At 71.0% G+C, this 24,277-nt stretch carries 20 protein-coding genes; 11 read left to right on the top strand and 9 right to left on the bottom strand.

The annotated features are described in order from the left end of the window. The first annotated feature begins 324 nt into the window (after positions 1-324). Positions 325-1,254 carry an ADP-ribosylglycohydrolase family protein gene (locus ACIQJT_RS26535; protein WP_402647507.1) on the top strand — a complete coding sequence of 310 codons (930 nt, stop codon included), beginning with the start codon at positions 325-327 and terminating at the stop codon, positions 1,252-1,254. A 238-nt stretch (positions 1,255-1,492) separates the two neighbouring features. Here ACIQJT_RS26535 and ACIQJT_RS26530 read toward each other — a convergent pair whose 3' ends face one another. Together ACIQJT_RS26530 and ACIQJT_RS26525 are read right to left on the bottom strand one after the other, a co-directional pair. Next, a complete protein-coding gene (locus ACIQJT_RS26530) occupies positions 1,493-2,389 on the bottom strand; it encodes an aminoglycoside phosphotransferase family protein (RefSeq protein WP_402647504.1) in 897 nt (298 codons plus the stop codon). Between the two features lie 239 nt (positions 2,390-2,628). Further along, on the bottom strand, positions 2,629-2,928 hold the full coding sequence (locus ACIQJT_RS26525; RefSeq protein WP_402647500.1) for a hypothetical protein: 300 nt from the start codon (positions 2,926-2,928) through the stop codon (positions 2,629-2,631). A gap of 51 nt (positions 2,929-2,979) precedes the next feature. Between ACIQJT_RS26525 and ACIQJT_RS26520 the strand changes: the two genes are divergently transcribed. Beyond that, positions 2,980-3,405 (top strand): hypothetical protein, encoded by a 426-nt coding sequence (locus tag ACIQJT_RS26520; protein WP_402647497.1) that lies wholly within the window; start codon positions 2,980-2,982, stop codon positions 3,403-3,405. Between the two features lie 79 nt (positions 3,406-3,484). On the opposite strand, the gene ACIQJT_RS26515 is transcribed toward ACIQJT_RS26520, so the two are convergent. Then, positions 3,485-4,405, bottom strand: a complete 921-nt coding sequence (locus ACIQJT_RS26515) for an alpha/beta hydrolase (protein ID WP_402647495.1) — start codon at positions 4,403-4,405, stop codon at positions 3,485-3,487. A 176-nt stretch (positions 4,406-4,581) separates the two neighbouring features. Here ACIQJT_RS26515 and ACIQJT_RS26510 point away from each other — a divergent pair, with 176 nt between their 5' ends. From ACIQJT_RS26510 to ACIQJT_RS26495, 4 genes are all read left to right on the top strand, one after another. Further along, positions 4,582-5,451, top strand: a complete 870-nt coding sequence (locus tag ACIQJT_RS26510) for a helix-turn-helix domain-containing protein (protein ID WP_402647492.1) — start codon at positions 4,582-4,584, stop codon at positions 5,449-5,451. Next, complete coding sequence (locus ACIQJT_RS26505; RefSeq protein WP_402647489.1) at positions 5,448-5,819, top strand: DUF2255 family protein; 372 nt, start codon at positions 5,448-5,450, stop codon at positions 5,817-5,819. The genes ACIQJT_RS26510 and ACIQJT_RS26505 overlap by 4 nt, the downstream gene beginning before the upstream one ends. A gap of 198 nt (positions 5,820-6,017) precedes the next feature. Continuing rightward, on the top strand, positions 6,018-6,491 hold the full coding sequence (locus ACIQJT_RS26500) for an SsgA family sporulation/cell division regulator (RefSeq protein WP_365460932.1): 474 nt from the start codon (positions 6,018-6,020) through the stop codon (positions 6,489-6,491). Positions 6,492-6,698: 207 nt separating this feature from the next. Further along, positions 6,699-7,553 (top strand): Bax inhibitor-1/YccA family protein, encoded by an 855-nt coding sequence (locus tag ACIQJT_RS26495; RefSeq protein WP_402647486.1) that lies wholly within the window; start codon positions 6,699-6,701, stop codon positions 7,551-7,553. 483 nt (positions 7,554-8,036) lie between these two features. Here ACIQJT_RS26495 and ACIQJT_RS26490 read toward each other — a convergent pair whose 3' ends face one another. The 4 genes from ACIQJT_RS26490 to ACIQJT_RS26475 form a co-directional block, all read right to left on the bottom strand. After that, positions 8,037-8,627: a DUF308 domain-containing protein gene (locus ACIQJT_RS26490; RefSeq protein WP_402647483.1), complete on the bottom strand. Its 591-nt coding sequence runs from the start codon at positions 8,625-8,627 to the stop codon at positions 8,037-8,039. A 44-nt stretch (positions 8,628-8,671) separates the two neighbouring features. Beyond that, the gene (locus ACIQJT_RS26485; RefSeq protein WP_402647480.1) at positions 8,672-10,291 is read right to left on the bottom strand and encodes a tannase/feruloyl esterase family alpha/beta hydrolase; all 1,620 of its coding nucleotides are present in this window, start codon (positions 10,289-10,291) and stop codon (positions 8,672-8,674) included. 251 nt (positions 10,292-10,542) lie between these two features. Next, positions 10,543-11,244 (bottom strand): cytochrome b/b6 domain-containing protein, encoded by a 702-nt coding sequence (locus ACIQJT_RS26480; protein WP_402647477.1) that lies wholly within the window; start codon positions 11,242-11,244, stop codon positions 10,543-10,545. Next, on the bottom strand, positions 11,192-11,914 hold the full coding sequence (locus tag ACIQJT_RS26475; RefSeq protein WP_402647474.1) for a molybdopterin-dependent oxidoreductase: 723 nt from the start codon (positions 11,912-11,914) through the stop codon (positions 11,192-11,194). The genes ACIQJT_RS26480 and ACIQJT_RS26475 overlap by 53 nt, the downstream gene beginning before the upstream one ends. 382 nt (positions 11,915-12,296) lie before the next feature. Between ACIQJT_RS26475 and abc-f the strand changes: the two genes are divergently transcribed. The 5 genes from abc-f (at position 12,297) to ACIQJT_RS26450 (ending at position 22,133) form a co-directional block, all read left to right on the top strand. Further along, the gene (gene abc-f / locus ACIQJT_RS26470) at positions 12,297-13,931 is read left to right on the top strand and encodes a ribosomal protection-like ABC-F family protein (protein WP_402647472.1); all 1,635 of its coding nucleotides are present in this window, start codon (positions 12,297-12,299) and stop codon (positions 13,929-13,931) included. Between the two features lie 79 nt (positions 13,932-14,010). Further along, a complete protein-coding gene (locus ACIQJT_RS26465; RefSeq protein ID WP_402647469.1) occupies positions 14,011-15,702 on the top strand; it encodes an ABC-F family ATP-binding cassette domain-containing protein in 1,692 nt (563 codons plus the stop codon). A gap of 114 nt (positions 15,703-15,816) precedes the next feature. After that, on the top strand, positions 15,817-16,380 hold the full coding sequence (locus tag ACIQJT_RS26460; protein ID WP_402647467.1) for a CGNR zinc finger domain-containing protein: 564 nt from the start codon (positions 15,817-15,819) through the stop codon (positions 16,378-16,380). Between the two features lie 689 nt (positions 16,381-17,069). After that, positions 17,070-21,161 carry a discoidin domain-containing protein gene (locus tag ACIQJT_RS26455; RefSeq protein ID WP_402647464.1) on the top strand — a complete coding sequence of 1,364 codons (4,092 nt, stop codon included), beginning with the start codon at positions 17,070-17,072 and terminating at the stop codon, positions 21,159-21,161. Between the two features lie 417 nt (positions 21,162-21,578). Beyond that, positions 21,579-22,133 (top strand): hypothetical protein, encoded by a 555-nt coding sequence (locus tag ACIQJT_RS26450; protein WP_365460914.1) that lies wholly within the window; start codon positions 21,579-21,581, stop codon positions 22,131-22,133. A gap of 67 nt (positions 22,134-22,200) precedes the next feature. On the opposite strand, the gene ACIQJT_RS26445 is transcribed toward ACIQJT_RS26450, so the two are convergent. Together ACIQJT_RS26445 and ACIQJT_RS26440 are read right to left on the bottom strand one after the other, a co-directional pair. Beyond that, entirely contained in the window at positions 22,201-22,800 is a 600-nt protein-coding gene (locus ACIQJT_RS26445) for a GPP34 family phosphoprotein (RefSeq protein ID WP_402647460.1), read from the bottom strand. Further along, positions 22,797-24,236 (bottom strand): dihydrolipoyl dehydrogenase family protein, encoded by a 1,440-nt coding sequence (locus tag ACIQJT_RS26440; protein ID WP_402647457.1) that lies wholly within the window; start codon positions 24,234-24,236, stop codon positions 22,797-22,799. The genes ACIQJT_RS26445 and ACIQJT_RS26440 overlap by 4 nt, the downstream gene beginning before the upstream one ends. Positions 24,237-24,277: the final 41 nt, after the last annotated feature.

Genomic DNA, 24,277 nt, shown 5'->3' with positions numbered 1-24,277 from the left:
GCCGCTCTGCCGGACGGGCCGGTTTCAGTGCCGCATCTTAAAGTGTGCAAGCGCCCCTGCAATAGGGCACGTTTCCGCCTGGGCGAAATGGAATATGCGGGCTCGTGACCGTTGTGACCTTCGTTTGGCCGACTGGCGTCCGATGTGCTCGACACGGCCGTGCTCGGCGGAGTCGTGGGGCACCTTTACGGGTGCCTCAGACCCCGTACACCCAGGAACCCGGCGGCACCAGCACTGGTACGCGGCACGTTCGCCGCCGTTGACTCGGGAGCCGAAGGACCATGAGGGCCACGGCCGTGGGCGCGACACGGATAGCCTGCGTCGATGGAGCGGTTTCAGCGGGCGGCCGGCGTGATCGTCGGCTCAGCGGTGGGTGACGCCCTGGGCGGTCCCTTCGAGTTCGGTCCCCAGGGAGCGTTCACCGCGCGTTTTCCCGTGCCTGGTGCCGGTGGCGAGATGTGCGGAGGCGGGGGCTGGGACCCCGGCGAGGCGACGGACGACACACAGATGGCCATCCTGGTCGCGGAGTCGCTGCTGGAGTGCGGCGGACTGGACTTGCCGGACGTCTTTGCCCGCTTCCAACGGTGGGCGGCGGCGGAGCCGAAGGACATCGGCTTGCAGACCGAAGACGTCCTGACCAACGGGATGCCTTGGGACCTAGCCGCCGCGATGCACTTCCAGGTCAATCAACGAGCAGCGGGGAACGGCTCCTTGATGCGGGCGTCGACCTCCGCTGTGCACTTCGCTGCCGCCGGCCAGGAAGCCACCATGGACGCGGCCCGCAGGATCGCTGCCCTCACCCACGGTGACCGTGCGGCTTGGGAAGGCACCGCGATCTTCCACGAACTCATCCGCGTCACGTTCGAGGACACCGACCCCCTAGCGGCGCTCCCGGACATCTTGGACCGTGTGCACCCCGACCACCGCGGCCGTTACGCCACCGTTCTCGAGCCCGACTGGCACCCCGACCGGGCGACCGAGTTCAACGGTGCCGTCTGGCCCTGCCTGGGCTCCGCCGTCTGGGCCCTGCGCACCACCAACGGCTTCGAAGAAGCGATACGCGCGGCGATCGACCTCGGTGGTGACACGGACACGGTCGCCGCGGTCACCGGGGGCCTCGCGGGGGCGTATTACGGGATGGACGCGATTCCCGCCCGCTGGACCGAGCCTCTCCATGTCCCCCTCCCAGGATTCGACGGACGGGTGCTGCACGTGGCGGATCTGCTCCACCTTGCACGGCGCCTCGGCGGCTGAAGCGGGTGCTGCTCCGCGGTGCCGCTCTCCGAACGCATCGGCACCTGCTGGCAACAGCCCCTGGTCAAGGGGCAGACGGCTCTCACCGACATCAACTGAACCCGCCCAGCCATCCCTTGGCAGGCGTGACAGCGTGCCGCCCATTCAGATGGTCGTCCCGAAGATGTCTCGAAGATCTCCCGGAGATCGGCGTCGAGAGCCAGCAAGGGGGGCCGCACCCGTGGTGTCCGGGGCGGCATCACTCCGTCGACTCCAGAATGCGGTCGAGTGTCCGGCGTCCCATGCTGCTCATCGTCGGATTGCTCTCGACGTAGTACCAGACCAGGCCCATCGCCTGTTCGAACGCCCACGCCTTGCCGCGCTCCCACTCCAGGTCGTCACAGCCCAGTGCCTGCCGGAGCACTCGCCGTGGGCCCGGTTGCAGCAGGTGCCAGGCGCTGACCAGGTCCAGCGCGGGGTCGGCGGGACCGAAGCCACCGGTGTCGAGGACGCCGCTGAGCCGGTCTCCCGCGACCAGTACGTTGCCGGGGATCAAGTCACCATGGCTCATCACATCGGCATCCTTGCGCGGCAACTCCCTTAGGCGGCGCCACACTTCGCGCAGTCGGGGCACGGCGAGCAGTCCCTCGCTCTCCTCGAAGCACCTCGCCATCCAGTCGTCGTGGGCTGTGAGGACACCGCCACGATTGTCACCACTGAACCGCCGCCCCTGTGTGTCGGCGCCTCGCAGGGCCGCGATGAAGGACGCGAGGTCCTCGGCGAAGGCGTGCGACGCACTGGGGTCGGCGTCGGAGGCGACCGTTCCCGGCAGCCATGTCTGGACCGACCAGGGCATGGGGTAGTCCGCTCCCGGCTTCCCCAGGGCGACGGGTTCCGGGACGGGGAACCGGGACACCCGTGCCAACTCCGCGCTGGCCCGGGCTTCCTGTTCCAGAACCGCCAGGGCCTCGGCCGGATCCGCCGGACGAAGAGGGAAGCGCGCCGAAAGGTCGTCCCCTATGCGGAAGATGGCGTTGACCGTCCCGGTCGACGACTGGGGGCGGATCGCCTTGTCGCTCCACTGGGGGAACTGTTCCCGGATCAGGGCCGCGACGATGTCGGTGGTCACGTCCACCTGGTCATCGTGCATGGTCATTCTCGCCGCCCTCATCCTGGTCCGTTCGAGACGCCGGGAGCAGACCCGATCGACTGATCAACTGTGACGACAGCCAGTATTCATACGTCCGGGACCGGTTCAACCGAGATTTACGGCCGCCCGGAGCGGCAACGTGCAAAGCCCTTGTACGTTCCGCATGTTGTGGACGACGGGGCCGAGTCCCCCCTCCTTCACGGCGGGATGGCTGTGCCGGCCCGACACGGATTCTCGCGCGGGCGTCAGCGAAGGGCGAGCAGTCTGGTCACAGCAACGTGCAGGATGCGTCCAAGCCGGGCGACGAAGTCGACCTTCGTGGCGGCGAGTTCCAGGGCCCGCTGGGCTTCGCTGACGGCCGGCGAGGTGTGGGCGAACGGCCAGAGACCGGCCGTGTACGCGACGGTCGGGGAGACCAGCTCGCGGGCCGTCTCGGGGGGAGCCCTGTGATGCGGCCGCGCAGCAGTTCGGCCAGGCCGGCCAGGAGCCGCTGGAACTGCGTCGACCAACAAAAGTAACCATCTTGACAGGTGACGCGACACCATGGGAATCTCGCGTCACCATTCAGAACGGTTACTTCTCGGTGAGGACATCCCATGGCAGTCGTACGCTTCCACCTCGTCTCCCAGCTCGGCCCCAAGGACGTGCTGGGAGTGCTCACCGACTTCGGTCCCTCCCGCGTCCAGGTCTGGCCCACGATCGACGCCGAGCACTTCGAGGTCCACGACCTGGGTGACACCTGGGCCGAGGTCACCGAGGGGACCGAGGCCGCCTGGGAGCGGGCGCGCTACGACTGGGAGCCCGCCGGCGACACGGTCACCGTCACCACCCTTGACTCCAAGCTCTTCGGAGCCGGCGGCGGCTGGGTGTTCAGGATGACCCCCGAGGGCGACGGCACCCGGGTCGACGTCCAGCTGACGCGGGAGCCGAGCACGGTCAAGGGCAGAATGCTCGCCTCGCTCCTTCCCCTGGCCTCCGGGTCGCTGCGCAAGTCCTTGGCGGGGCCGCTCCAGGCGAAGTGATCCGTGCACACCTGCGGGAGGGGCCGACAGCACAGGCTGTCGGCCCCTCCCGCAGGTGTCCCCGTCCTGGCTCGGCCGGTCACTTGTCGAGGTGTGCGGCGAAGTAGTCGGTGAGCTTCTCGACGGCCTGGTCGATGTACTCGCGCTTGTCGTAGAGGTCGACGTGGCTGGCGCCGGGGATGCGGTGGAGCTCCTTGGGCCCGGTGCCCGCCTGGTGGGCCTCGATCGCCATCCATGCGGTCACCGCGCGCTCGCCGATGATCTGCAGCATGGGGCGGGGGCCGATGAGGGGGACGGCACGGAAGACGTCGCTGGAGGCCATCTTGTCGACACTGTCCCAGGTGAGGAACTTCGCGGAGCGCTCGTGGTGGCCACGGGGGCCGCAGTAGTACTCCCAGCCCTCGATACCGTGCTCGCCGCCCAGGGCGCCCGCCTCCTCGGCGGTGTCGGGGAACATCGTCAGGACGCCCGGGTCCTCGCCGCGGGCCGCGCGGGTGCGGGCCTGGGCGGCGGCGTCCAGCAGGGCCTGGAAGACGGCCGGGTCCTGGGAGCCGTCGGCGCCGAAGCGGAACTGGCGGGCGGGCTCGGCGGTGCAGACCGTGGCGACCGCCTTGACGCGGTGGTCGCCGCCGGTGGCGGCCAGCGAGTAGCCGCCGGAGGCGCAGATGCCGAGCAGGCCGATGCGCTCGGCGTCCACCTCCTCCCGGGTGGTGAGGTAGGAGACGGCGGCCTTGAAGTCCTCGATGCGCTGGGCGGAGTCCTCGAGGCCGCGGGGCAGGCCGCCGGACTCGCCCTGGTAGGCGGCGTCGAAGGCGAGGGTGACGAATCCGCGCTCGGCCATCAGCGCCGCATAGGTGCCGGAGGTCTGTTCCTTGACCCCGGTCCCGGGGTGGCCGACCACCAGGGCGGGACGGGGGCCGGTGGCCGGGGTGTCGGGGGTGTGGAGGTGGGCGGCGATCTCGATGCCGGCGCTGTCGAAGCTGACGCGGGTGAAGGACATGGAAAACACTCCTGAAAGACGTGAGGGACGAAGTCGGAAGCACCCGGTCTCCGCCGGGCACACATCCACCATCCGCCGTCCGTTCCGTCCTCGGGAGAGGCAGGTTTCTGCCTGGGAAGGATCCTGCCCCCTCACACCTGTGTCGCACCTGGTCCGGCCGCATGACACTGGAGAGCATGAAACCCACACCCGACTCCCACCTCGGTGGCTTTCTGCGGGCCCGCCGGGCACAACTGCGTCCCGAGCAGTGCGGCCTGCCCGCCACGGACTCCGCCCGCCGGGTCACGGGACTGCGCCGCGAAGAAGTCGCCGCACTCGCCGCCATCAGCGTCGACTACTACACCCGCCTCGAACAGGGCCGCGTCCGCGCCTCCACCCCCGTCCTCGCCACCCTCGCCCGCGCCCTGCACCTGAATGAGGACGAGGAGCGCTACCTGTACGAACTCGCCGGCCGCACCGACGACCGCCCACGACGCCGCGGCCGCCAACCCCAACACCTGCGGCCCGCCATGCGCCGCCTCCTCGACCAGCTCACCCACACCCCCGCCCTCGTCCTCGGCAGACGCCTCGACATCCTCGCCTGGAACCCCACCGCCACCGCCCTCTACACCGACTTCTCGGCACTGGCGCCGGCCCGCCGCAACTATGTGAACCTGCTGTTCACCGACCCGGCGGTGCGGGAGCTGCACAAGGAGTGGGACCCCGACGCCCGGGACGCGGTGGCCGCCCTGCGCCTGGAGGCCGCGGCCGACCCCGGCGACCCGGAGCTCGCCCGCCTGGTCGGCGAACTGTCAGTACGGGACGCCGACTTCCGTACCTGGTGGGCCGAACACCGGGTCAGCAGCGCGTCCTACGGCACGAAGCACTACCGTCACCCCGTGGTCGGCGACCTCACCCTGGACTGCGACACCTGGGCCAGTCCCGACGGCTCCGGGCAACGCCTGATGGTCCTCACCGCCGAACCCGGCACCTCGTCCCACGACGGCCTGCGCATCCTCGCCTCCTGGACCGCCCGGACGCCCAGCAACGAGGACCTGAACCGATGACCGCCTGGGCACCCGAGGACCGAACCCTCTTCTCCGAGACCTACTCCCTCGTGCTGACAGCCGGGAACACGGGTCACCCCGGGGTGGAGATCGGCATGGTGGTCGTCGACGGCGCACTGTACGTCCGCGCCTACCGGGGAGTGGGTTCCCGCTGGTACCGGGCGGCCCGGGAGCACGGCCACGGAACGATCCGCGTGGGTGCCGTCCGCCGTGACGTCCTGCTCACGACCGGTGGCCTCGAACCGTCCGCCGGGCTGGATGCCGCCTTCCGTGCCAAGTACGGCCCGGTCGCCGAGGCCCTCGTCGCGAGCCCGGAGGCCCGGGCCGCGACGATCCGCATCGACCCGGCGTCCGCTCCTTCCCCTTGAGCGGCTGAATCCCGGCACCTCAGCCGCCGGGACGATGACTTACGTCACCGCAGTCCCCTCCCCCGTCTGGTGGTCGCGCGCGGCCCTGCCGCGTCCTCACCGGCGCAGGAGGCCGACCGTCAACTGACCGATGTGCGGGTTCCGTTCCCGGCGAAGAGTGGGACACACAGACTTCGTCCCACGGAGGGAACTCCCGTCATGCACCGCGATCAGTCATCCCTGGAGGCGTCTTCGGCGTCCCAGCAGTCCGTGCCTCCGCTGTTCCTGGACCTCGATCAGATGCTGGACGAGTTCACTCCGCTGCCGATACGTGCGGAGTTCCACTTCGACGCGGACATGCCCGCGGTGATCACGGTCGAGTTCCTGGCGGAACGCGGGCCGGGCATCGTCTGGCACATCGGCCGCGAGCTCCTGCACCGCGGCCTGACGGCGATGAGCGGCTGCGGCGACGTACGGATGTGGCCCGCCCTGCCCAGGGAGCGGCCCTCGTCCTGGCTGCTCCTCGAGTCGCAGGATGTGGAGGCCCTGTTCGAGGTCCCTGCGGCGCCGCTGGCGCAGTGGCTGGACGCGACGTACCGGATCACCCCGGCCGAGTCGGAGATGGACGGCCTGAACTGGGACGGCTTTCTCCGGCGGCTCCTCGCCGGACCGGTGGCACCCACCACCGAATGACCGCAGCCGGCTCTGGGTGACAGTCGCGTCCGGACGGGCCAAGAACGACTTGCCTCACCTTGCGTCACCTGTCAGAGTGGTGACGCAAGTGGGGTTGCCGTCGTCGGCCCGGTCGTCGTCGCCCACCGCCACACGTATGCGTCCCGGGCACCCGATGACAACCCTTTGCCGCAGGCCGCGAGCGTGCGGCGGACGAGGAGGAACGACATGAACACCAGCAACCCGATCTTTTCCCGCTGGGGCGCCGCCCGTGACGCGGGCCCGGCCGCGGCCTACGCGCGGCGACCGGTGGGAGCGGCGGTCGGAGGCGCGCCGACGGACGACCACGCGGCCAACCCCTACGCCCCCCGAGCGGACACCGCGCCGCGGACCTCCGGAACCACGGTGACGATGGACGACGTCGTCGTCCACACCGCGACGACGCTCGGCGCGGTGACCCTGACGGCCGTCCTGTCCTGGCTCCTGCTCCCCGTCGACGAGGCGCACCTCAGCCGTTCGTACGGCATCGCGGTGGGCGCGGCTCTCGTCGCCTTCGTACTGTCGCTGGTCCAGTCCTTCAAGCGGGCCCCGTCCCCGGCGCTGATCCTCGGCTACGCGGCGCTCGAGGGTGTTTTCCTCGGTGTACTCTCCAGCACGATCTCTACGTACATCGCGCCCGGTGTGGTGGTCCAGGCGGTGCTCGGCACCTTCGCGGTGTCCGCGGGTGTGCTCCTGGCGTACCGGATGCGGTGGATCAGGGTGACGCGGCGGTTCACCGGGTTCGTCGCCGCCGCCGCGACCGGCTTCGTCCTGCTGCTCGTCGCCGACCTGCTCTTCTCCGCCTTCGGCGCGGGCAACGGCCTCGGCTTCCACAGCGGCGGCCTCGGCATCCTCTTCGGTGTCGTCGGCATCCTGCTCGGCGCGGCCTTCCTCGCCATGGACTTCAAGCAGGTCGAGGACGCCGTCGCGTACGGGGCCCCGCGCGGGGAGGCCTGGCTGGCCGCGTTCGGTCTCACCCTGACGCTGGTGTGGATCTACCTGGAGGTGCTGCGGGTGCTGACCCTTCTCAACAGCGACAACTGAGTTCATCCACAACTGAGTTCCTCTGCAACCGAGTTCATCTGCAACTGGAAGGGCCCGCGCGGTGCGCGGGCCCCTTTCGTCGTGCCGCCGTCACCCCATGGCCCGTCCGCAGTGCCCCGCCTGATGCCACAACGCGCCCTGCTGCGACGACCCTTCCCCGAGGCGGTGAACATCTGCACGGGTCGGCGACTCGCGCTGCACCGGCTTACTCTCGCCCCCAGATTCCCTGACATGCCGACAGCCCTCCCCCACCACCAGGCGACCGCGCTCCAGGCGCACACAGGCCTGGCACCCCGCGTCCATGTGTCTGCCGCAGCGGTAAGGCCCCGGCGGCCGGTGACGGCGCGGACAGCCGCTCACGGTCCGCCGGTACAGCGCCACTCGCGCCCCCTGGGACAGGCGGCCGACGCACGCCACCGGCCCCGCACGCACGTCGCCCCGCGGCCGGGACGGCCGCGGGGCGACGTGGGGGGTGGGAGCAGGTCACGTGGTCCGGATGCGAAGCCGGCGGGACCTCCAGCCCAGGAGCAGTGCCTGGAGGATGAACCACACGCCGCCGCCCGTGGCGTACACCGACAGCACGTCGAGCGAGGGGTCGGCGCCCGCGGCCTGGATGTTGTAGGTGATGCCGACGAGGAAGGACAGTCCGCCCGAGATCAGGGTCGGCCACTGCTTGCCCAGTTCGGGACCGCGCCGCCGCAGTCCGACGACCACCTGGGCCGCTCCGGAGACGAACGCCCAGGCGCCGAACACGTGGAGCACGGGCGCCGCGCCCCCGGCACCGGCGATACCGAGCGCTGGGGCGGCGAGCGCGCTGAGCACCCCGTTGAACGCCAGCACCCGGCGCTCGGAACCGTTCGGGGTGGCCCGGTAGTCGAGCAGCGAGGACACGGCGTCGATCAGCGGGTAGGCGACCAGGAGTGTGATCGCCACGGCGTCGACGTCCTCGTGTGCTCCGGCGAACGCCAGCGCCCAGGCCAGGGCCAGGACACCTCGGCTCAGGTACAGCCTCAGCAGCGAGGAGCGTTCGTCCGTGGCCGCCGCGGGCGCGGGGGCCGATGTCTGGGGGCTCATGATGGTCAGGCCTTTCTCAGGTCAGTCGGTCGTCGTTCGCCCGGTCAGTGCCGGGAGGGGGAAACGCACTTGAAGCTGGACGCGACGGCCGGGTCGCCGTGGCCCTTGTAGCGGGACACCTGCGGGTAGCCGCACAGGTCGCGGGAGACGTTCCGGCCCTGGGCGTCGACCAGGGTGGCCGGAAGGGTCTTGGGGGCCTTGCCGTGCTCGACCCAGGCGGTCAGCGCGGCGAGGCCGTCGGCGGAACCGTCGGTGCCGTTGAGACCGCAGTGGTCGGTGCCGGGGGCGAGGAAGAGACGGTAGAAGTCGTCGACCTTCTTGGTGCCGCCCAGCTCCCGCTCGACCTTCTGGCGGTACTGCACGGTGCCCTGGGTCGGGATGTACTGGTCGGCTTCGCCGTGCCAGGTGAGCAGCTTGCCGCCGGACTTGCGGAAGTCCGACAGATCCGGGTCGTCGGTGCCGATGACCTTGTCGTACTCGGCCTGGGACTGCTGGAACAACTGCGTGAACCGGCTGTAGGTGATCGTGGAGAGGTCGAGGGAGGGGTCCTTCGCCACCCAGAGCTTGAGCCAGGCGGCGGGCACCGGGAAGGGCGAACCGGCGACGTTGCCGTCGGCGTCGGGGTCGGTGTGCGCGGCCAGGGCCCAGATGTCGGCGCCGGCGGGGACGCCGTACCAGAGCTTCCTGCCGGAGGCGGTGCGCGGTCCGTCCCAGATCCTGCGTACGACGGTGGCGTCGGCCGCCGTGATGGTCAGCTCCTCGCCCTCGCACAGAACCTTGGTGCCGATGAGCCGGCGCGGGTCGAAGTCGCACCGGGAGGCGTCGTCGACCAGGCCGTCCTTGACGCCGTCGAGGGAGTCGCAGGCCTTGACGGCGGCGTCGGTGAAGGCGGTGAACTCACACCGGGACGGGTAGGTCCTCTCGTTGTTCATGACGACCTGGGGCCACAGGGTGGCGACCTCGAACTCGTCCCAGTTGACGGCGGGCGCGTCGGCGAGGATGCCGTCGTAGTCGTCGGGGTGGCGCTGGGCCTCCATGTAGCCCTGGCGGCCACCGGTGGAGCAGCCGGTGAAGTAGGAGTACGACGGACGCCTGCCGTAGAGCGCGTCGACGACCTCCTTGCCGACGACCGCCGCCTCGTGCTGGGAGCGGGAGGCGAAGTTCTTCAACAGGGCGGTGTTGACCCGGCCTTCGCTGTTCAGTGCCCAGCTCGTGTCGAGGGCGTCACCGACGCCGGCATCGGTGCTGACGGCGGCGTAGCCGCCCTTGACCGCGGTGCCCAGGCCGACGTTGTTGTCACCGGCGAGGTAGGCGGCGCCGCCGAGGCCCTGGAAGCGGCCGTTCCAGCCGGTGGCGGGGAGCCAGGTCCGCACCGTGGCGTGGTCGTCGTCCCCGGGGTGGGTGAGGGTGACCGTGACCTCGCAGTAGGCGGGAACGCCGGAGACCGAACCGCCGAGGACCCCGGTACCGGCGATGGTGCCGCCCTCCCGGCTGACCGCCGTCACGGACTCCACCTCGGTGCCGGCCGGAGCCTTCACGGCCGGCGCCGAGCAGGTGAAGGCGGTGGTGGCGGAGGCGGCCTCGGTCTCCGCCGAGGCGGTGGGCAGATACACCGCCGCAGCCAGTGGAACACCGGCCGCAAGGACAGTCAGAAGTCGTCTCATGGGTTTCCCATCGGAGAAGTAGGGGGTGTCCGGCCACGGGCGACACATGTGCGGGGCACACGGGTGGGCCAAGACCGACCGGACTGTATCACCTGTTAAAGCGGTGACGTGAGGTGTGTGTCGAGATTCGGTGGTCGGGTGAACCTGGCGGCTATCGACCTGGTCCCAGGCTCGCAGGTGCCCCTTGCGTCGGCGACAGTCAGTTGACGGTCGGTGTCCACGACTGCCGACCGCGCCCTGTCGCGGACCCGTTAGGTCATCCGACGGTCAGCCGTGTCGGCCATGCCGTCATCCACCTGTTCTTCGCGCAGCCACCGCGAGTGATGCCGCCCGGCCCATGACCGGCTGACGTATCCGGTGCGCATCCCCAGCCGCGCCTCGGGGTCCTCGAACGCCTTGCGCATGTGGCCGAGGAGGACGAAGGTGATCGCCCAGGCCAGGACGTCGTGGACGAAGATCGCGCTGGTGCGGGAGATGAAGGGCAGCAGCCCCAGGAACCACATCAGCAGGCCGGTGAACATCATCACCGGCACGGCGCCGGCGATCCAGCCCGCGTAGAGCTTCTGCCCCGCGTTGAACTTGCCGGCCGGGCGCGCCTCGGGCGAGGTACGGCGCCTGCGGACGGCGCGCAGCCACTGACGGTCGTACACCGCGAAGCGGTTGAGGCGACGCAGGTCCGCACGGAAGGCCGGTGAGAGGAGGCCGAGCAGGAAGGGCACGGGCAGTGTGATGCCGGACCACTCGTGGACGGTGACCATCAGGTGCCGCCGCCCGACGAGTTGGGCCAGCGGTCCGAGGTAGAGGCAGGCGGCGGTGACCAGGCAGAGGAGCATCAGGTAACCGGTGGCCCGGTGGACCATCCGCTCGGCGGTGCTGAACCGCCGTATGCGGCCCTGGTGTTCAGGCCGCGCCGCTGTGCCGGTCCGCTCCGTCGAGCCAGCCGTCGACCGCATAACCGCGCTCCTCCCAGTAGCCGGGAACGACCTTGTCGGTGACCGAGATGCCGGACAGCCACTTGGCCGACTTGTAGAAGTACATGGGTGCCACGTAGAGGCGGACCGGGCCGCCGTGCGCGTGGGTGATGGGCTTGTCCTGCATGTTCAGTGCCACCAGGACGTCCGGGCGGCGCGCCTGTTCCAGGGTGAGGCTCTCGCTGTAGGCGCCGTCGAAGCAGGTGAACCGGATCGCGGCACCCGAGGAACGCACCCCGGCGTCGTCGAGGATGTCCGCGAGCCTCACCCCCTCGAAGGGCGTGTCGTCCACCCGCCATCCGTCGGTGCACAGCACGTCGTGGACGACCCGGGTCTGCGGCATCGCGCGCAACTGGTCGAGGGTGTACGTCCTCGGGCGGTCCACCAGCCCGCCGACGGTGAGCGCGTAGTTCGTCTCGTCCTTGTGCGGGACCGAGCCGACGACGCTGTAGTAGCGGAAGCCGCCCGGATTGGGCAGCAGTCCGGTCAGGCCCGTCGCGTCGACTTCCGAGGCCCCGGCCAGGAACCCCTCCCAACCCCGCTGGAGGTAGGGCGCGGCGGCGAGCCCGGCCGCACCCGCGCCGAGCATGCCCAGCATCGCCCGCCGCCCCACCGGTGCGCCCCCAGCCCTCGGTTTCGGCTCGTCCGCCATGGTGTGCGCTCCTTCCGGCACATGTGACCCCTGTCGAGCGAATTCGACATCGTCACCGGTTCAAGTGGTGACGATGCTGGCATGCACCGACAGAGCTGTCAAACAGCAGGGGCAGTCGCGCACACGTATGAGGCGACCCAGGAGCAAACCCCGTCGACCGGTCGGAGGGCCGGCTGTTAGGCTTGGGGAGACATTGACCGTCGATCGAGGAGTCACAGACGTGGTGGGTGAAGACGACATCTCCGGGTGAGATCCGGATCTGACGGCCACCGGCCGGCGCTCAGGAGCGCTGCCGAGGTGGTCCGTTTCGTCGTCCCCTTTTCCCACGTCTGCCCAGGGCAGCGGCACCAGCTCTGCCCTCCGTCCTTTCGAGGTCACCTCCATGTCCGACGCCGCGATCGTCTGCTCGAACCTCTCCTTCGCCTGGCCCGACGACACCCCCGTCTTCCAGGACCTGTCCTTCACCGTGCCCGGTGGCCGCACCGGCCTGGTCGCCCCCAACGGCTCCGGCAAGAGCACCCTGCTCAAACTGCTCGCCGGTGAACTCAAGCCCGCCACCGGCTCCTTCAGCGCGGGCGGCATCCTCGGCTACCTCCCGCAGAGCCTGCCCCTGACCGGCCATCTCACCGTCGCCGAGGTGCTGGGGATCGCCGGCGTGATCCGCGCCCTGGACGCCGTGGAGTCCGGGGACGTCGACGAGAAGCACTTCGCCACCATCGGCGACGACTGGGACATCGAGGAGCGCACCCGCGCCCAGCTCGACCGCCTGGGTCTGGCCGACCTCAGTCTGGACCGCAGTCTGCGCACGCTCAGCGGCGGCCAGGTCGTCTCCCTCGGCCTCGCCGCCCAGCTGCTCAGGCGCCCCGACGTCCTGCTGCTCGACGAACCCACCAACAACCTCGACACCGAGGCCCGCCACAGGCTCTACGACGTGCTCTCGGACTTCACCGGCTGCCTGCTGCTGGTCAGCCACGACCGTGCCCTGCTCGACCGCATGGACCGCATCGCCGAGCTGGGCAGCGACGAACTCCGCTTCTACGGCGGCAACTTCACCGACTACGAGGAAGCCGTGCGGGCCGAGCAGGAGGTCGCCGAGAAGAACGTCCGCAACGCCGAGCAGGAGCTGAAGCGGGAGAAGCGGGAGATGCAGCAGGCCCGGGAACGCGCCGAGCGCCGCATGAGCAACGCCTCCAAGAACCTCAAGAACGCCGGCCTTCCCAAGATCTTCGCCGGCAACATGAAACGCGGCGCGCAGGAGGCCGCGGGCAAGTCCGGCACGATGCACGCCTCCCGCGTCAGCGAGGCCAAGGCACGCCTGGACGAGGCCGGACGCGCGCTGCGTGACGAGCAGCGCCTCACCCTGGAACTGCCCGACACCCAGGTACCCGCCGGACGCAACCTCTTCATCGGCGAGGGCCTGCAGGCCCGCCTCGGGGAGAAGCAGGTGTTCGCCCCGGGCGGGATCGATCTGACCGTCCGCGGCCCCGAGCGCATCGCCCTGACCGGCCCCAACGGCGCCGGAAAGACCACCCTGATGCGACTGGTCACCGGTGACCTCACGCCGGAAAGCGGTCAGATCAAGCGCAACGACGGCCGGATCGCCTACCTCTCGCAGCGCCTGGACCTGCTGGACCTGGACCGCACGGTCGCGGAGAACTTCGCCGCGTTCGCCCCCGAGCGGCCCGAGGCGGAACGCATGAACCTCCTCGCCCGCTTCCTCTTCCGGGGCGCCCGCGCCCACCTGCCGGTCGGCGTGCTGTCCGGCGGCGAACGCCTGCGCGCCACCCTCGCCTGTGTGCTGTGCGCCGAACCGGCCCCGCACCTGCTGCTGCTCGACGAGCCGACCAACAACCTCGACCTGGTCAGCGCCGCCCAGTTGGAGGGCGCCCTCAACTCCTATCAGGGCGCCTTCATGGTGGTCAGCCACGACGAGCGGTTCCTCGCCGAGATCGGTGTGAACCGCTGGCTGCGGCTGGCCGACGGCACCCTCACGGAGACGGGAGCCCCCGAGGTGTGAACCGCCGACGTGTGACATGGCCCGCGTCCGAGGCGAGACGCCCCGCGGGCCGAACACCGAACACGTCGGACGGTTCCCCATGCCCCAGCACGCCCCGCAGCCCGCGCTGCTCGCCCACGACCTCGTCCGGACCCTGGGCGACCGCCGCGTCCTCGACGGCATCTCCCTGACCGCCGCCCCCGGCCGGCGCATCGGCCTGATCGGCGAGAACGGCGTCGGCAAGTCCAGCCTGTTGCGCGTCCTCGCCGGCGTGGACATCCCCGACGCGGGCAGCGTCACCCGCCCCGCCGACCTGGGCTTCCTCCACCAGGAGATGCCCTACGACGCCGACGCCACCATCGCCGCAGTGCTGGACGAGGCACTGCGCGAGGCCCGCGAGGACCTTGCCGAGCTGGACCGGCTCGGCGCGGAACTCGCCCGCGTCCCCGAGGATGATCCGGCCCATCAGGAGCTCCTCGACGCCTACGGCAGGCGCCTGGAACAGGCCCAGGACCGTGAGTCCTGGGACGCCGACCGACGCGCCGCCCTGGTGCTGGACGGGCTGGGCCTCGGTGCGCTCGCTCACGACCGCACGCTCCACTCCCTCTCCGGCGGGCAGCGCGGCCGCCTCGCCCTGGCCGCCCTGCTCGTACGGCGGCCCTCGGCGCTGCTGCTGGACGAGCCGACCAACCACCTCGACGACGGAGCCGCCGTCTTCCTGGAGGAGCAGCTCCGCGAACTGCCCGGCACCCTGATCGCCGCCAGCCACGACCGGGCCTTCCTCGATGCCGTCTGCACCGACCTGATCGACCTCGACCCGGCGGTGGACGGCCCGGTCCGCTACGGCGGCGGTTACAGCGCCTACCTGGCGCAGAAGCGCGCCGATCGAGATCGCTGGGAGCGCCGGTACGCCGAGGAGCAGGAGGAGCTGACGCGGCTGCGGCAGACGGCGGGTGTGACCGCGCACCGGGTCGCGCCGGACCGGGGGCCCACCGACAACGAGAAGATGGGCTACGGCCACCGGGCGGGCCGGGTGCAGAGCCAGATCTCCCGCCGGGTCCGCAACGCCGCCCGGCGCCTGGAGGAGCTGGAGCGCACCCGAGTCGGCGAGCCGCCGCGCCCGCTGCGGTTCGCCGCCGGGGAACTGGCCGCGCGCAGCGAGGAGGACTCCGGTCCCCTGGTCTCGCTGCGCGACGTCCGGGTCCCCGGGCGTCTCTCCGTGAGCGGCCTGGAGATCTCACCGGTCGACCGGCTGCTGGTCACGGGCGGCAACGGGGCGGGCAAGTCGACGCTCCTCGCCGTACTCGCCGGACGTCTCCCGGCCGAGGGTGAGGTCCACCGGAGGCGTGGGCTGACGGTGGGACTGCTCACGCAGGACACCGCGTTCGAGCGGCCCCACCGCACGGTCCGCGACACCTACGAGCAGGCGCTGGGCATCCGGCGGGCCGAGGAAGTGCCGCTGAGCTCGCTCGGCCTGATGCACGAGGCGGATCTGGACAAGCCGGTCGGCCACCTGTCCGTGGGCCAGCGCCGGCGGCTCGCGCTGGCCCTCCTGGTGGCCTGCCCGCCGCGGCTCCTCCTCCTCGACGAGCCCACCAACCACCTCTCCCCCGCCCTGTGCGACGAACTGGAGGCCGCTCTGGGTCCGGGCCCCGGCGCGATCGTCGTCGCGAGCCACGACCGCTGGCTGCGCCGCCGCTGGCAGGGCCGCGAGTTTCGCCTGACCCCGGGAGCCGGTCATCAGGGAGAAGGGGGACCCACCCTCGTCGAACACCGCCCTGAACCGCTCTGACCAGGCCCCTCGGGGCCGATGCCGGTACGATCACGGACACGCCGCCGTCCCGGGAACCGGTTGGAGGGGTGACGCTTCTTGCGTTCCGGATAAGTCACCTGTCAAAATGGTGATGTGAATCTTGACCATGTCTTCGTATGCGGGCACCCGGCTCTCGACTTCGCGGCCACGCTCCGGGCCCGACGCTCGACCCGGTTCGAGATGTTCGTGACGCCGGAGCGCCTGAACGCCTGGTACCTGGAGTCCGGGCTGGTGGACGCGATCACTCCTGGGAAGGAGGAGGACGTCCAGGAGGCCACGACCGTACGCGAGGCCGTCTACCGGCTCGTCACCGACCGCCGGCTCGGCCAGGAGTTCGACCGGGAGGCGCTCGCCGTGCTCAACGCCGCCGCGCGCAAGGCACCCGCGACCCCGCAGCTCACCCTGTCGGGCCGGCACACCGACGCGACGCCCGAGCAGGCTCTCGCCACCGTCGCCCGACAGGCCGTCGAGCTGCTCAGCGGCCCCGACGTGCCCCTGATGAAGGAGTGCGGGAACCCCGAGTGCACCCGGGTCTACATCGACCGCTCCCGCGGCATGCGACGCCAGTGGTGCGGCATGGAGTCCTGCGGCAACAAGATCAAGGCTGCCGCCTACCGCGCCCGCAAGAAGTCCGCGCCGGCCACGGCCGCCCGCTGACTCCGGCAACGGAGCCTTGGGCCCAGCGCACCGGTGGTGCGCTGGGCCCATGCGTTTCGGTGGGCCGAGGGGGAGGCAGTGCCCGGCACGCGAGCCACTGCCGCCACCCTTCCAACCGGTTACTCCTGGGCTCCCCGCCCCCGACACACCTCACGCCCCCGTCTGCGGATACGTGCCTGCAACGTGAACGGATTCCGCGACCGCATGCTCCTTGGGCGGAGATCCGACGGGAAAGGGCCGGGCCGACCGCGAAGGGGACGCGACCGTGCGCCGTTCAGCCCTCGCCACCGCACGCCAAAACCGCGCCGACAGCGCCGTCACCGACCCCCCCCCCGGAACGGACCACGAGCACACCGGCCGCAACCTCGGCACGCCAGACGCCGTCCCGGCATCCGGCCCCGGAACCGGCCTGCGCCTTCCGTAGTCCACACCCGGGGCCACCCATATGACAAGCCCGCCAGAGAAACACATTGCGGCAGACCCGTCGTCCGACCGAGCCCGCGGACACACACCCGCACATGTCTCGCACTCGGGCGCGACCGAGGCGAATGCCCCACATGTCGTCACAGGTCTTGACAGGGACGTGTCCGCCGCCACAGCCTATGGCAACGTTGTCAGAGCGAGGGGAGACCCCCGCCGCCGACGACCCGCACCCTCCTCTCTCACCCGTTGTGATTGGACGACTACACATGGTCGAACAGGCGTGTCCGCGACACCCCTCCCGACGCACTCTCGTCGCGACCGGCTCGACGCTGCTGGCCGGGTTCGGCCTCGGCACGGTCCTCGCACCGGCTGCCGAAGCCGCCCCCCGAACCGCCGGCGTCACCGGTTCCACCGCCTCCGCCGCGCCGGGTGAGCTCGCCGCCTACCGCCCGGTCCGGGTCTCCTCGCAGGCCTACGCACCCACTCCCGCCGAGTTCGCGGTGGACGCGCTCCCCGGCCCCGGAGTGCGCGGCACCGGCTGGCGGGCCGAGGCGGGCGACCCGCAGTGGATCGAGGTCGATCTGCAGGCGGACTGCCGCGTCGACCGCGTACGGCTGACCTTCGAAGCCGACGCGAGCGACCCGGTGTTCACCCCGCCGACCGAGGGCAACCCCCGGTCGGGCACCACCGGCAAGGAGATCCTCTCCAGCTATGCCAGGGAGTTCGTCGTCGAGACCTCCCGCGACCACGAATCCTGGAGCAGCGTCTACCGCACCACGGCCGGCACCGGCGGCGTGGTGGACATCCCGCTGTCGGTCCCGGTCACGGCGCGCTGGGTACGGATGACGGCCCGCCGGCGCTCCAGCGACAACCCGCTCGGCCTCAACGGCTTCGCGGTGTACGGCACCGCCCCGGGTCACCGCCCGAAGGCCACCGGCTGGACCGACTGGGGCACCCACCGCCACGACGCGCCCCGGCTCACGGTGGCCGCCGACGGCACGGTGCCGCTGGAGTCGGGATGGACACTCACGATGGACGACTGGGCGGGCGGCGACGGCCCGGCCCTGTCGCGGACCGGCACGGACACCAGCCGCTGGCTGCCCGCGACCGTGCCCGGCACCGTCCTTGGCACCCTGGTCGACCAGGGTCACCTGCCCGACCCGGTCGCGGGGTTGAACAACCTGCGCGTCCCCGAGGCGCTGTCCCGGCACTCCTGGTGGTACCGGCGGGACTTCGACCTGCCCCGCGGCCTGCGCACCGGCAGCGGACGGCACGTCTGGCTGGAGTTCGACGGCGTCAACCACAAGGCCGAGATCTGGCTCAACGGACACGGAGTGGGCGAGGTGACGTTCCCCTTCGCCCGCTCCGCCCACGACATCACCGGCCTGCTGGCCGCGGAGGGCGGCAACGCGCTCGCCGTGCGCGTCTCCCCCATGCCGGTGCCCGGCAGCCCCGGTGACAAGGGCCCGGCGGGCGAGGCCTGGGTGGACGCCGGAGCCAACACGATGAACCTCAACTCACCGACGTACCTCGCTTCTTCGGGATGGGACTGGATGCCCGCGGTGCGTGACCGGGCGGCGGGCATCTGGAACCACGTACGGCTGAGATCGACCGGGCACATCGTCATCGGCGACCCGCGTGTGGACACCGTGCTGCCCAAGCTGCCGGACCTGTCGGTCGCCGAGCTCACCCTCACGGTGCCGGTGCGCAACGCCGACACCACCGACCACGAGGCCACCGTCTCCGCCGCTTTCGGCGACGTCCGCGTCTCGCGCACGGTCACCGTCCCGGCAGGGAAAGACATCGATGTCATCTTCACTCCCGACGCGTTCGGCGCGCTGCGGGTGCAGAACCCCGACCTGTGGTGGCCCAACGGTCTGGGCGAGCCCACCCTGCACGAGCTCACCCTCGTCGCCCGCAGCGGCGGCGCCGAGAGCGACCGGCGCACCACCCGTTTCGGCATACGGCAGTTCGGCTACGAGTACGACACCCCGCTGAAGTTCACCCCGTCCTCCGACGCGTACACCCAGACCGTCCAGCTCGGCGACCAGCGCGCCCGGCACGTCCGCGTGCGCTGCCTGACCCGGGCCACCAACTGGGGCAGTTCGCTGTGGACCCTGTCGGTGTTCGACAGTGCCCGCCCCGGCACCGACCTCGCCCTGCACGCCCCGGCCGAGGCCTCCACCACCGACGAGGACAGTCACACCGCCGCCAACGCCACCGACGGCGACCCGGGCACCCGCTGGTCCTCCGCCTTCGCCGACGACCAGTGGATCCGCGTCGACCTCGGCTCGGTGCAGTCGTTCGACCGGGTCGACCTGGTCTGGGAGCAGGCCTACGCGCGGACCTTCGTCGTGCAGGTCTCCACGGACGGCGACCAGTGGACGGACGCCGCGTCCGTGGACAACAGGGCCGTGCCGCTGCCCTTCAACAGCGGTGACGCCAGCCTGCGGGTGACCGACTTCGAGGCCCGTACGGCCCGTTACGTCCGGCTGTCCTGCGGCGTGCGCAACACCAGCTGGGGCAACTCCCTGTGGTCCCTCACCGTCATCGACAGCGCGGAGCCGGGCACCGACCTGGCCCTGCACCGGGACGCGAGGGCCTCCAGCGAGGCGGACGGCCACCTCGCGGCCCACGCCACCGACGGTGATCCCGGCACCCGCTGGTCCTCCGCCTACGAGGACAACCAGTGGCTCCAGGTCGACCTGGGCGCCAGCCGGCGTTTCGACCGGGTGGCGGTCGTCTGGGAGCAGGCGTACCCGAAGACGTACACCATTCAGGTCTCCGACGACGGCGACACCTGGACCGATGTCACGACCGTCACCAACACCCCCGACCCGCTGAAGATCAGCGTCAACGGTGTCCGGGTGCTGGTGCGCGGCGGTAACTGGGGCTGGGACGAGCTGCTGCGCCGGATGCCCGCCGAGCGGATGGACGCGGCGGTGCGCATGCACCGGGCCATGAACTTCACGATGATCCGCAACTGGGTCGGCAGCAGCAACCGCGAGGAGTTCTACGCCGCCTGCGACGCCCACGGCATCCTGGTGTGGAACGACTTCCCCAACGCCTGGGGCATGGACCCGCCGGACCACGAGGCCTTCGCGTCCGTGGCCCGCGACACCGTGCTGCGCTACCGCATCCACCCGAGCGTGGCGGTGTGGTGCGGCGCCAACGAGGGCAACCCGCCGGCCGCGGTGGACGAGGGCATGCGCAAGGCGGTCGAGAGCCAGGTGCCCGGCGTGCTCTACCAGAACAACTCCGCCGGCGGCTTCGTCACCGGCGGCGGCCCCTACGGCTGGGTCGAGCCGGAGCGCTACTTCGACCCGTCGACTTACGGCAGCAAGGACTTCGGCTTCCACACCGAGATCGGCATGCCCGTCGTCTCCACCGCCGCCAGCACCCGCGCGATGGTCGGCGAGGACGGACCCGAGTGGCCCATCGGGGGTGCCTGGTACCTCCACGACTGGAGCGAGCACGGCAACCAGGCACCGCAGAACTACAAGGCGGCCATCGAGACCCGCCTCGGCACCGCCCGCGACCTGGACGACTTCACGCGCAAGGCGCAGTTCGTCAACTACGAGAACTTCCGCGCCATGTTCGAGGCGTGGAACGCCAACCTGTGGGACAACGCCAGCGGGTTGATGCTGTGGATGTCCCACCCGGCCTGGCACAGCACGGTCTGGCAGACGTACGACTACGACTTCGACGTCAACGGCGCCTACTTCGGCTGCCGGAGCGCCTGCGAGCCCCTGCACGTCCAGGCCGACCCGGTGAAGTGGCAGGTCATCGCGGTCAACCACACCCGGCAGTCGCTCAAGGGGGCGACCGTCAGGGCGGAGACCTACGACCTGTCCGGCCGCCGGATCGCCGGCACGCGGACCGCACGGGTGGACGTGGAGCCCGCCACCTCGGTCCCGGCGTTCGCCGCGGCGCCCGCGGAGGACCTGCCGGATCTGCACCTGCTGCGGCTGACCCTCACGGACGCGGCCGGGAAGGTCCGGTCGCGCAACACGTACTGGCGATGCCGCACGCCTGAGGCCCTGCGCGCCCTCAACCAGGTCCGGAAGGCCAAGCTGTCCGCCTCCCTCACCAAGGTGTCGCGTGACGGGGAGAGGCGCACGGCGACCGCCACGGTCCGCAACCGCGGGTCCGAGGTCGCGGCGATGGTCCGGCTCTCCCTGCTGGACGAGGACGGCGCCCGGGTGCTGCCGACGCTCTACGACGACAACTACCTGTGGCTGCTGCCCGGTGAGAGCCGGACGGTCACACTGTCGTGGCCCGCGTCCGCCCTGCCGTCGAACCGGCCGAGGCTGCGGGCGGAGGGATACAACACTCCTCCGGTGACGGTACGCGGCTGAGCCGTCGGGAGGGTCCTGCCCTCCCCCCCATCCGTGCGGGCGCCCTCTTCCCCGGGGCGCCCGCACTCGTTTTCCGTCGTCCCGGGTGCCCGCCCGCGACATGTCCCGGTCACATGTGAACCAAGGCCGTCACCGAGACACATATGTTCGACTGCTCGGCGCTCACGAACGAGGACGTCCTCAGACGGGACGGACCGATCTCCCCCGAACTGACGGTTCGAGGGATCGCCATGGCGGCGGTTCTGCGACACACTTACCGGGCAGTACGAACGAAGGGCACCGCGTGCGGGTGCGTCAGCGCCTATCGTGAGAAACGGGCATGCCGGACGAACCTTCCGGCGATGACACTTGTCCGCACGGGCTTTTGGAGCGTGGGTACCATGCGCCACGTCATTCATATCGAGGGAGTGAACGGTTGTGACCAGCCAGTCAGCCGCCACGCTCCGATCGCGGTACGTAGCTCAAGCCGCGTCGGACCTGGAGGAGAACCGTCGGCGACAGAAGGAGCTGGAGGAGAGGATCACCGTCCTGAAGCAGGAGGAGGCGCTGCTCTCGGACATCCTCAACCTCGCCGAGCGGTACGAGGGTTTCGCGGACGCGTCCCGTCTGCCCGAGCAGGTGCAGGACGAGCCGGCCGTCGCAAAGGCGAATCAGAAACGCGCTGGAGCCTCCGCTCGACGTGCCGCGCCGGCCAAGTCCGCCACGGCCACCACCACGGCGAAGGCCGGTGCGAAGGGGAAGTCGCACCAGCCGCTGCTCGGCGACCTGTTGACGGAACTGCTCGGCCAGTACGAGGAACCGCGTCTGGCGAAGGAGTTGCGGGACGAACTCCTGGAGAAGCACCCGGACCGCAACCCCACCCCGCAGGTGGTGCGCAACACCCTGGAGTCCCTGGTCGCCAAGGGCCGCATCCGGCGCCACAAGCAGCAGCGGTCCGTGATGTACACCCTGGTCGAGAGGGACTCCGACTGACACCGACCTCGGTCGATCGTGTGCCGGGCGCGACAGGAGGCCGTGAAACCCGCTGAGTACGCCCCGCCTACGCCCGCCACATGTTGTCGAACGCCGCGTTCTCCACGTCCCGCCGCAGCCGTACGGCCTCCACCTGCGTCACCGCGTCACCGACCGCGGCCAGCACGGCGGTGACCGCGTCACCGGCGAGGGTTTCGGCGGTCCCATCCGGGTCCTCCGCAATGCCCGCGGCCGCCAACAGCGCGCCGAGCACCGGCTCGCCCGCCGCCCTGCGTTCCTCCGCCGCGCGGCGGGCCGGTGAGTCGACCAGGACGGTGCGGGCGGACCGGAACCGGAGGTGGCCCCGCGGGTGGACGACGAGCCCGTCCCTCTCCAGGTCGGCTGCGTAGGACGCGGCGAGTTCCGCGCCGCGCCGCCACAGCCACTCGGCGACCGTGTCGTACGGCTCCCGCCGGGAGAGCGAGGCCGACGCCTCGTCCAGCAGACGGTCACCGGTCGGTGCCACCGTGCCCGGCAGCATGCGGTCGCCGTCCAGGGTCAGCGCCCCGCTCCCCAGGAGGTCGATGGCCTCGGCCCCGGCAAGCGCGAGGGACAGGTCGCCCTGAGCCACGGGCCGTTCGGCGGGCAGGCCGAGTGCGACCAGGGTGAGGTCGCGTGCGGTGGTCATGAGTCCCTCCTCGTCTCCAGCAGGCGCAGCCACACCTCGCTGATGGTGGGGAAGGCGGGTACGGCGTGCCACAACCGCTCGACCGGCACCTCCCCGGTGATGGCGACGGTGGCCGAGTACAGGAGCTCGGCGACACCCGGTCCCACGAAGGTGGCGCCGACGACGACCTGCCGGTCCCGGTCGATGAGGATGCGTGCCCGGCCCCGGTAGTCGGGGCGGTACTGGGCGGCGCCCGCGAGGTGGCCGATGTCGTAGTCGACGACCTCGACGTCCCGCCCGGTGTGTTCGGCCTCGCGGACGGTCAGGCCCACCGACGCGATCTCGGGGTCGGTGAAGACGACGCCGGGGACGGCCTCGGCGTCGGCGGTGCTGCTGTGCGGCGCCCAGCGGCCGGTGTCCAGCCGCTCGCCCCTGGCGCGGGCGGCGATCACGGCTCCGGCGACGCGGGCCTGGTACTTGCCCTGGTGCGTGAACAGGGCCCGCTGGTTGACGTCGCCCACGGCGTACAGCCAGTTCCCGGGGACGGCGGTGACGGTGAGGCTGTCGTCGGTGGTGAGCCAGTCCCCCGGTTCCAGCCCGACGGCGTCGAGGCCGATGTCCTTCGAGCGGGGGGCGCGGCCGGTGGCGAAGAGGATCTCGTCGGCGGTGAGCACCTCGCCGTCCGACAGCGTGACCCTGACGTCACCGGGTGCTGTTCGCTCCGCGCCGGTGACGGAGACACCGAACCGGACGTCCGCGCCGGCTTCCCGCAGTCGTTCGGTGACCAGTTCGCCCGCGAAGGGTTCCAGCTTCGGCAGGAGTGTGTCCTCCCGGGCGAGCAGGGTCACCCGGCTGCCCAGGGCCTGCCAGGCGGTGGCCATCTCGACGCCCACCACTCCGGCGCCCACGATGACGAGGCGCTGCGGCGGCCGCCGGGCGCTGGTGGCCTCCCGGCTCGTCCAGGGCCGCAGTTCCTCGATGCCGGGGAGCGGGGGCAGGGCCGCGCTGCTGCCGGTGCACACGGCGACCGCATGCCGGGCCGCGAGTCGTACGGTGTCGCCCTCGGGGGTCGACACGGACACCTCCCGCTCCCCCGCCAGCCGGCCGTGGCCGCGTACGAAGTCGATGCCCGCCGACTTGATCCACTCGACCTGGCCGTCGTCCTTCCAGTCGGCGGACATACGGTCGCGGTGCGCAAGGACGGCGTCGACGTCCAGGGGTTTCTCGACGGCGGCCGCCAGACCCGGCATGTGCGCGGCGTCGGCACGCAGCAGGACGGGGCGCAGCAGGGCTTTGCTGGGTTCGCAGGCCCAGTAGGAGCACTCGCCGCCGGCCAGTTCGCTCTCCACGAGGACGGTGCTCAGTCCTGCGGCGGTGGTGCGGTCCGCGACGTTCTCGCCGACCGGGCCCGCGCCGATCACTATGACGTCGTACGTGTGGGTGTTCTCGGTCGGCATGTGTCCTCCGGTTGCCGGTTGCCGGTGGGTTGCGGGTGACG

This window comes from Streptomyces sp. NPDC091972 (genome assembly GCF_044756385.1).
Classification (GTDB): domain Bacteria; phylum Actinomycetota; class Actinomycetes; order Streptomycetales; family Streptomycetaceae; genus Streptomyces.
This window is presented reverse-complemented; position numbering and strand designations above follow the sequence as displayed.

Bases quoted from the DNA above. Each gene is read 5' to 3' on its own strand.
- ACIQJT_RS26535 (WP_402647507.1), top strand. From the start codon at position 325: ATGGAGCGGTTTCAGCGGGCGGCCGGCGTGATCGTCGGCTCAGCGGTG.
- ACIQJT_RS26530 (WP_402647504.1), bottom strand. From the start codon at position 2,389: ATGACCATGCACGATGACCAGGTGGACGTGACCACCGACATCGTCGCG.
- ACIQJT_RS26525 (WP_402647500.1), bottom strand. From the start codon at position 2,928: ATGGTGTCGCGTCACCTGTCAAGATGGTTACTTTTGTTGGTCGACGCA.
- ACIQJT_RS26520 (WP_402647497.1), top strand. From the start codon at position 2,980: ATGGCAGTCGTACGCTTCCACCTCGTCTCCCAGCTCGGCCCCAAGGAC.
- ACIQJT_RS26515 (WP_402647495.1), bottom strand. From the start codon at position 4,405: ATGTCCTTCACCCGCGTCAGCTTCGACAGCGCCGGCATCGAGATCGCC.
- ACIQJT_RS26510 (WP_402647492.1), top strand. From the start codon at position 4,582: ATGAAACCCACACCCGACTCCCACCTCGGTGGCTTTCTGCGGGCCCGC.
- ACIQJT_RS26505 (WP_402647489.1), top strand. From the start codon at position 5,448: ATGACCGCCTGGGCACCCGAGGACCGAACCCTCTTCTCCGAGACCTAC.
- ACIQJT_RS26500 (WP_365460932.1), top strand. From the start codon at position 6,018: ATGCACCGCGATCAGTCATCCCTGGAGGCGTCTTCGGCGTCCCAGCAG.
- ACIQJT_RS26495 (WP_402647486.1), top strand. From the start codon at position 6,699: ATGAACACCAGCAACCCGATCTTTTCCCGCTGGGGCGCCGCCCGTGAC.
- ACIQJT_RS26490 (WP_402647483.1), bottom strand. From the start codon at position 8,627: ATGAGCCCCCAGACATCGGCCCCCGCGCCCGCGGCGGCCACGGACGAA.
- ACIQJT_RS26485 (WP_402647480.1), bottom strand. From the start codon at position 10,291: ATGAGACGACTTCTGACTGTCCTTGCGGCCGGTGTTCCACTGGCTGCG.
- ACIQJT_RS26480 (WP_402647477.1), bottom strand. From the start codon at position 11,244: ATGCGGTCGACGGCTGGCTCGACGGAGCGGACCGGCACAGCGGCGCGG.
- ACIQJT_RS26475 (WP_402647474.1), bottom strand. From the start codon at position 11,914: ATGGCGGACGAGCCGAAACCGAGGGCTGGGGGCGCACCGGTGGGGCGG.
- abc-f (WP_402647472.1), top strand. From the start codon at position 12,297: ATGTCCGACGCCGCGATCGTCTGCTCGAACCTCTCCTTCGCCTGGCCC.
- ACIQJT_RS26465 (WP_402647469.1), top strand. From the start codon at position 14,011: ATGCCCCAGCACGCCCCGCAGCCCGCGCTGCTCGCCCACGACCTCGTC.
- ACIQJT_RS26455 (WP_402647464.1), top strand. From the start codon at position 17,070: ATGGTCGAACAGGCGTGTCCGCGACACCCCTCCCGACGCACTCTCGTC.
- ACIQJT_RS26445 (WP_402647460.1), bottom strand. From the start codon at position 22,800: ATGACCACCGCACGCGACCTCACCCTGGTCGCACTCGGCCTGCCCGCC.
- ACIQJT_RS26440 (WP_402647457.1), bottom strand. From the start codon at position 24,236: ATGCCGACCGAGAACACCCACACGTACGACGTCATAGTGATCGGCGCG.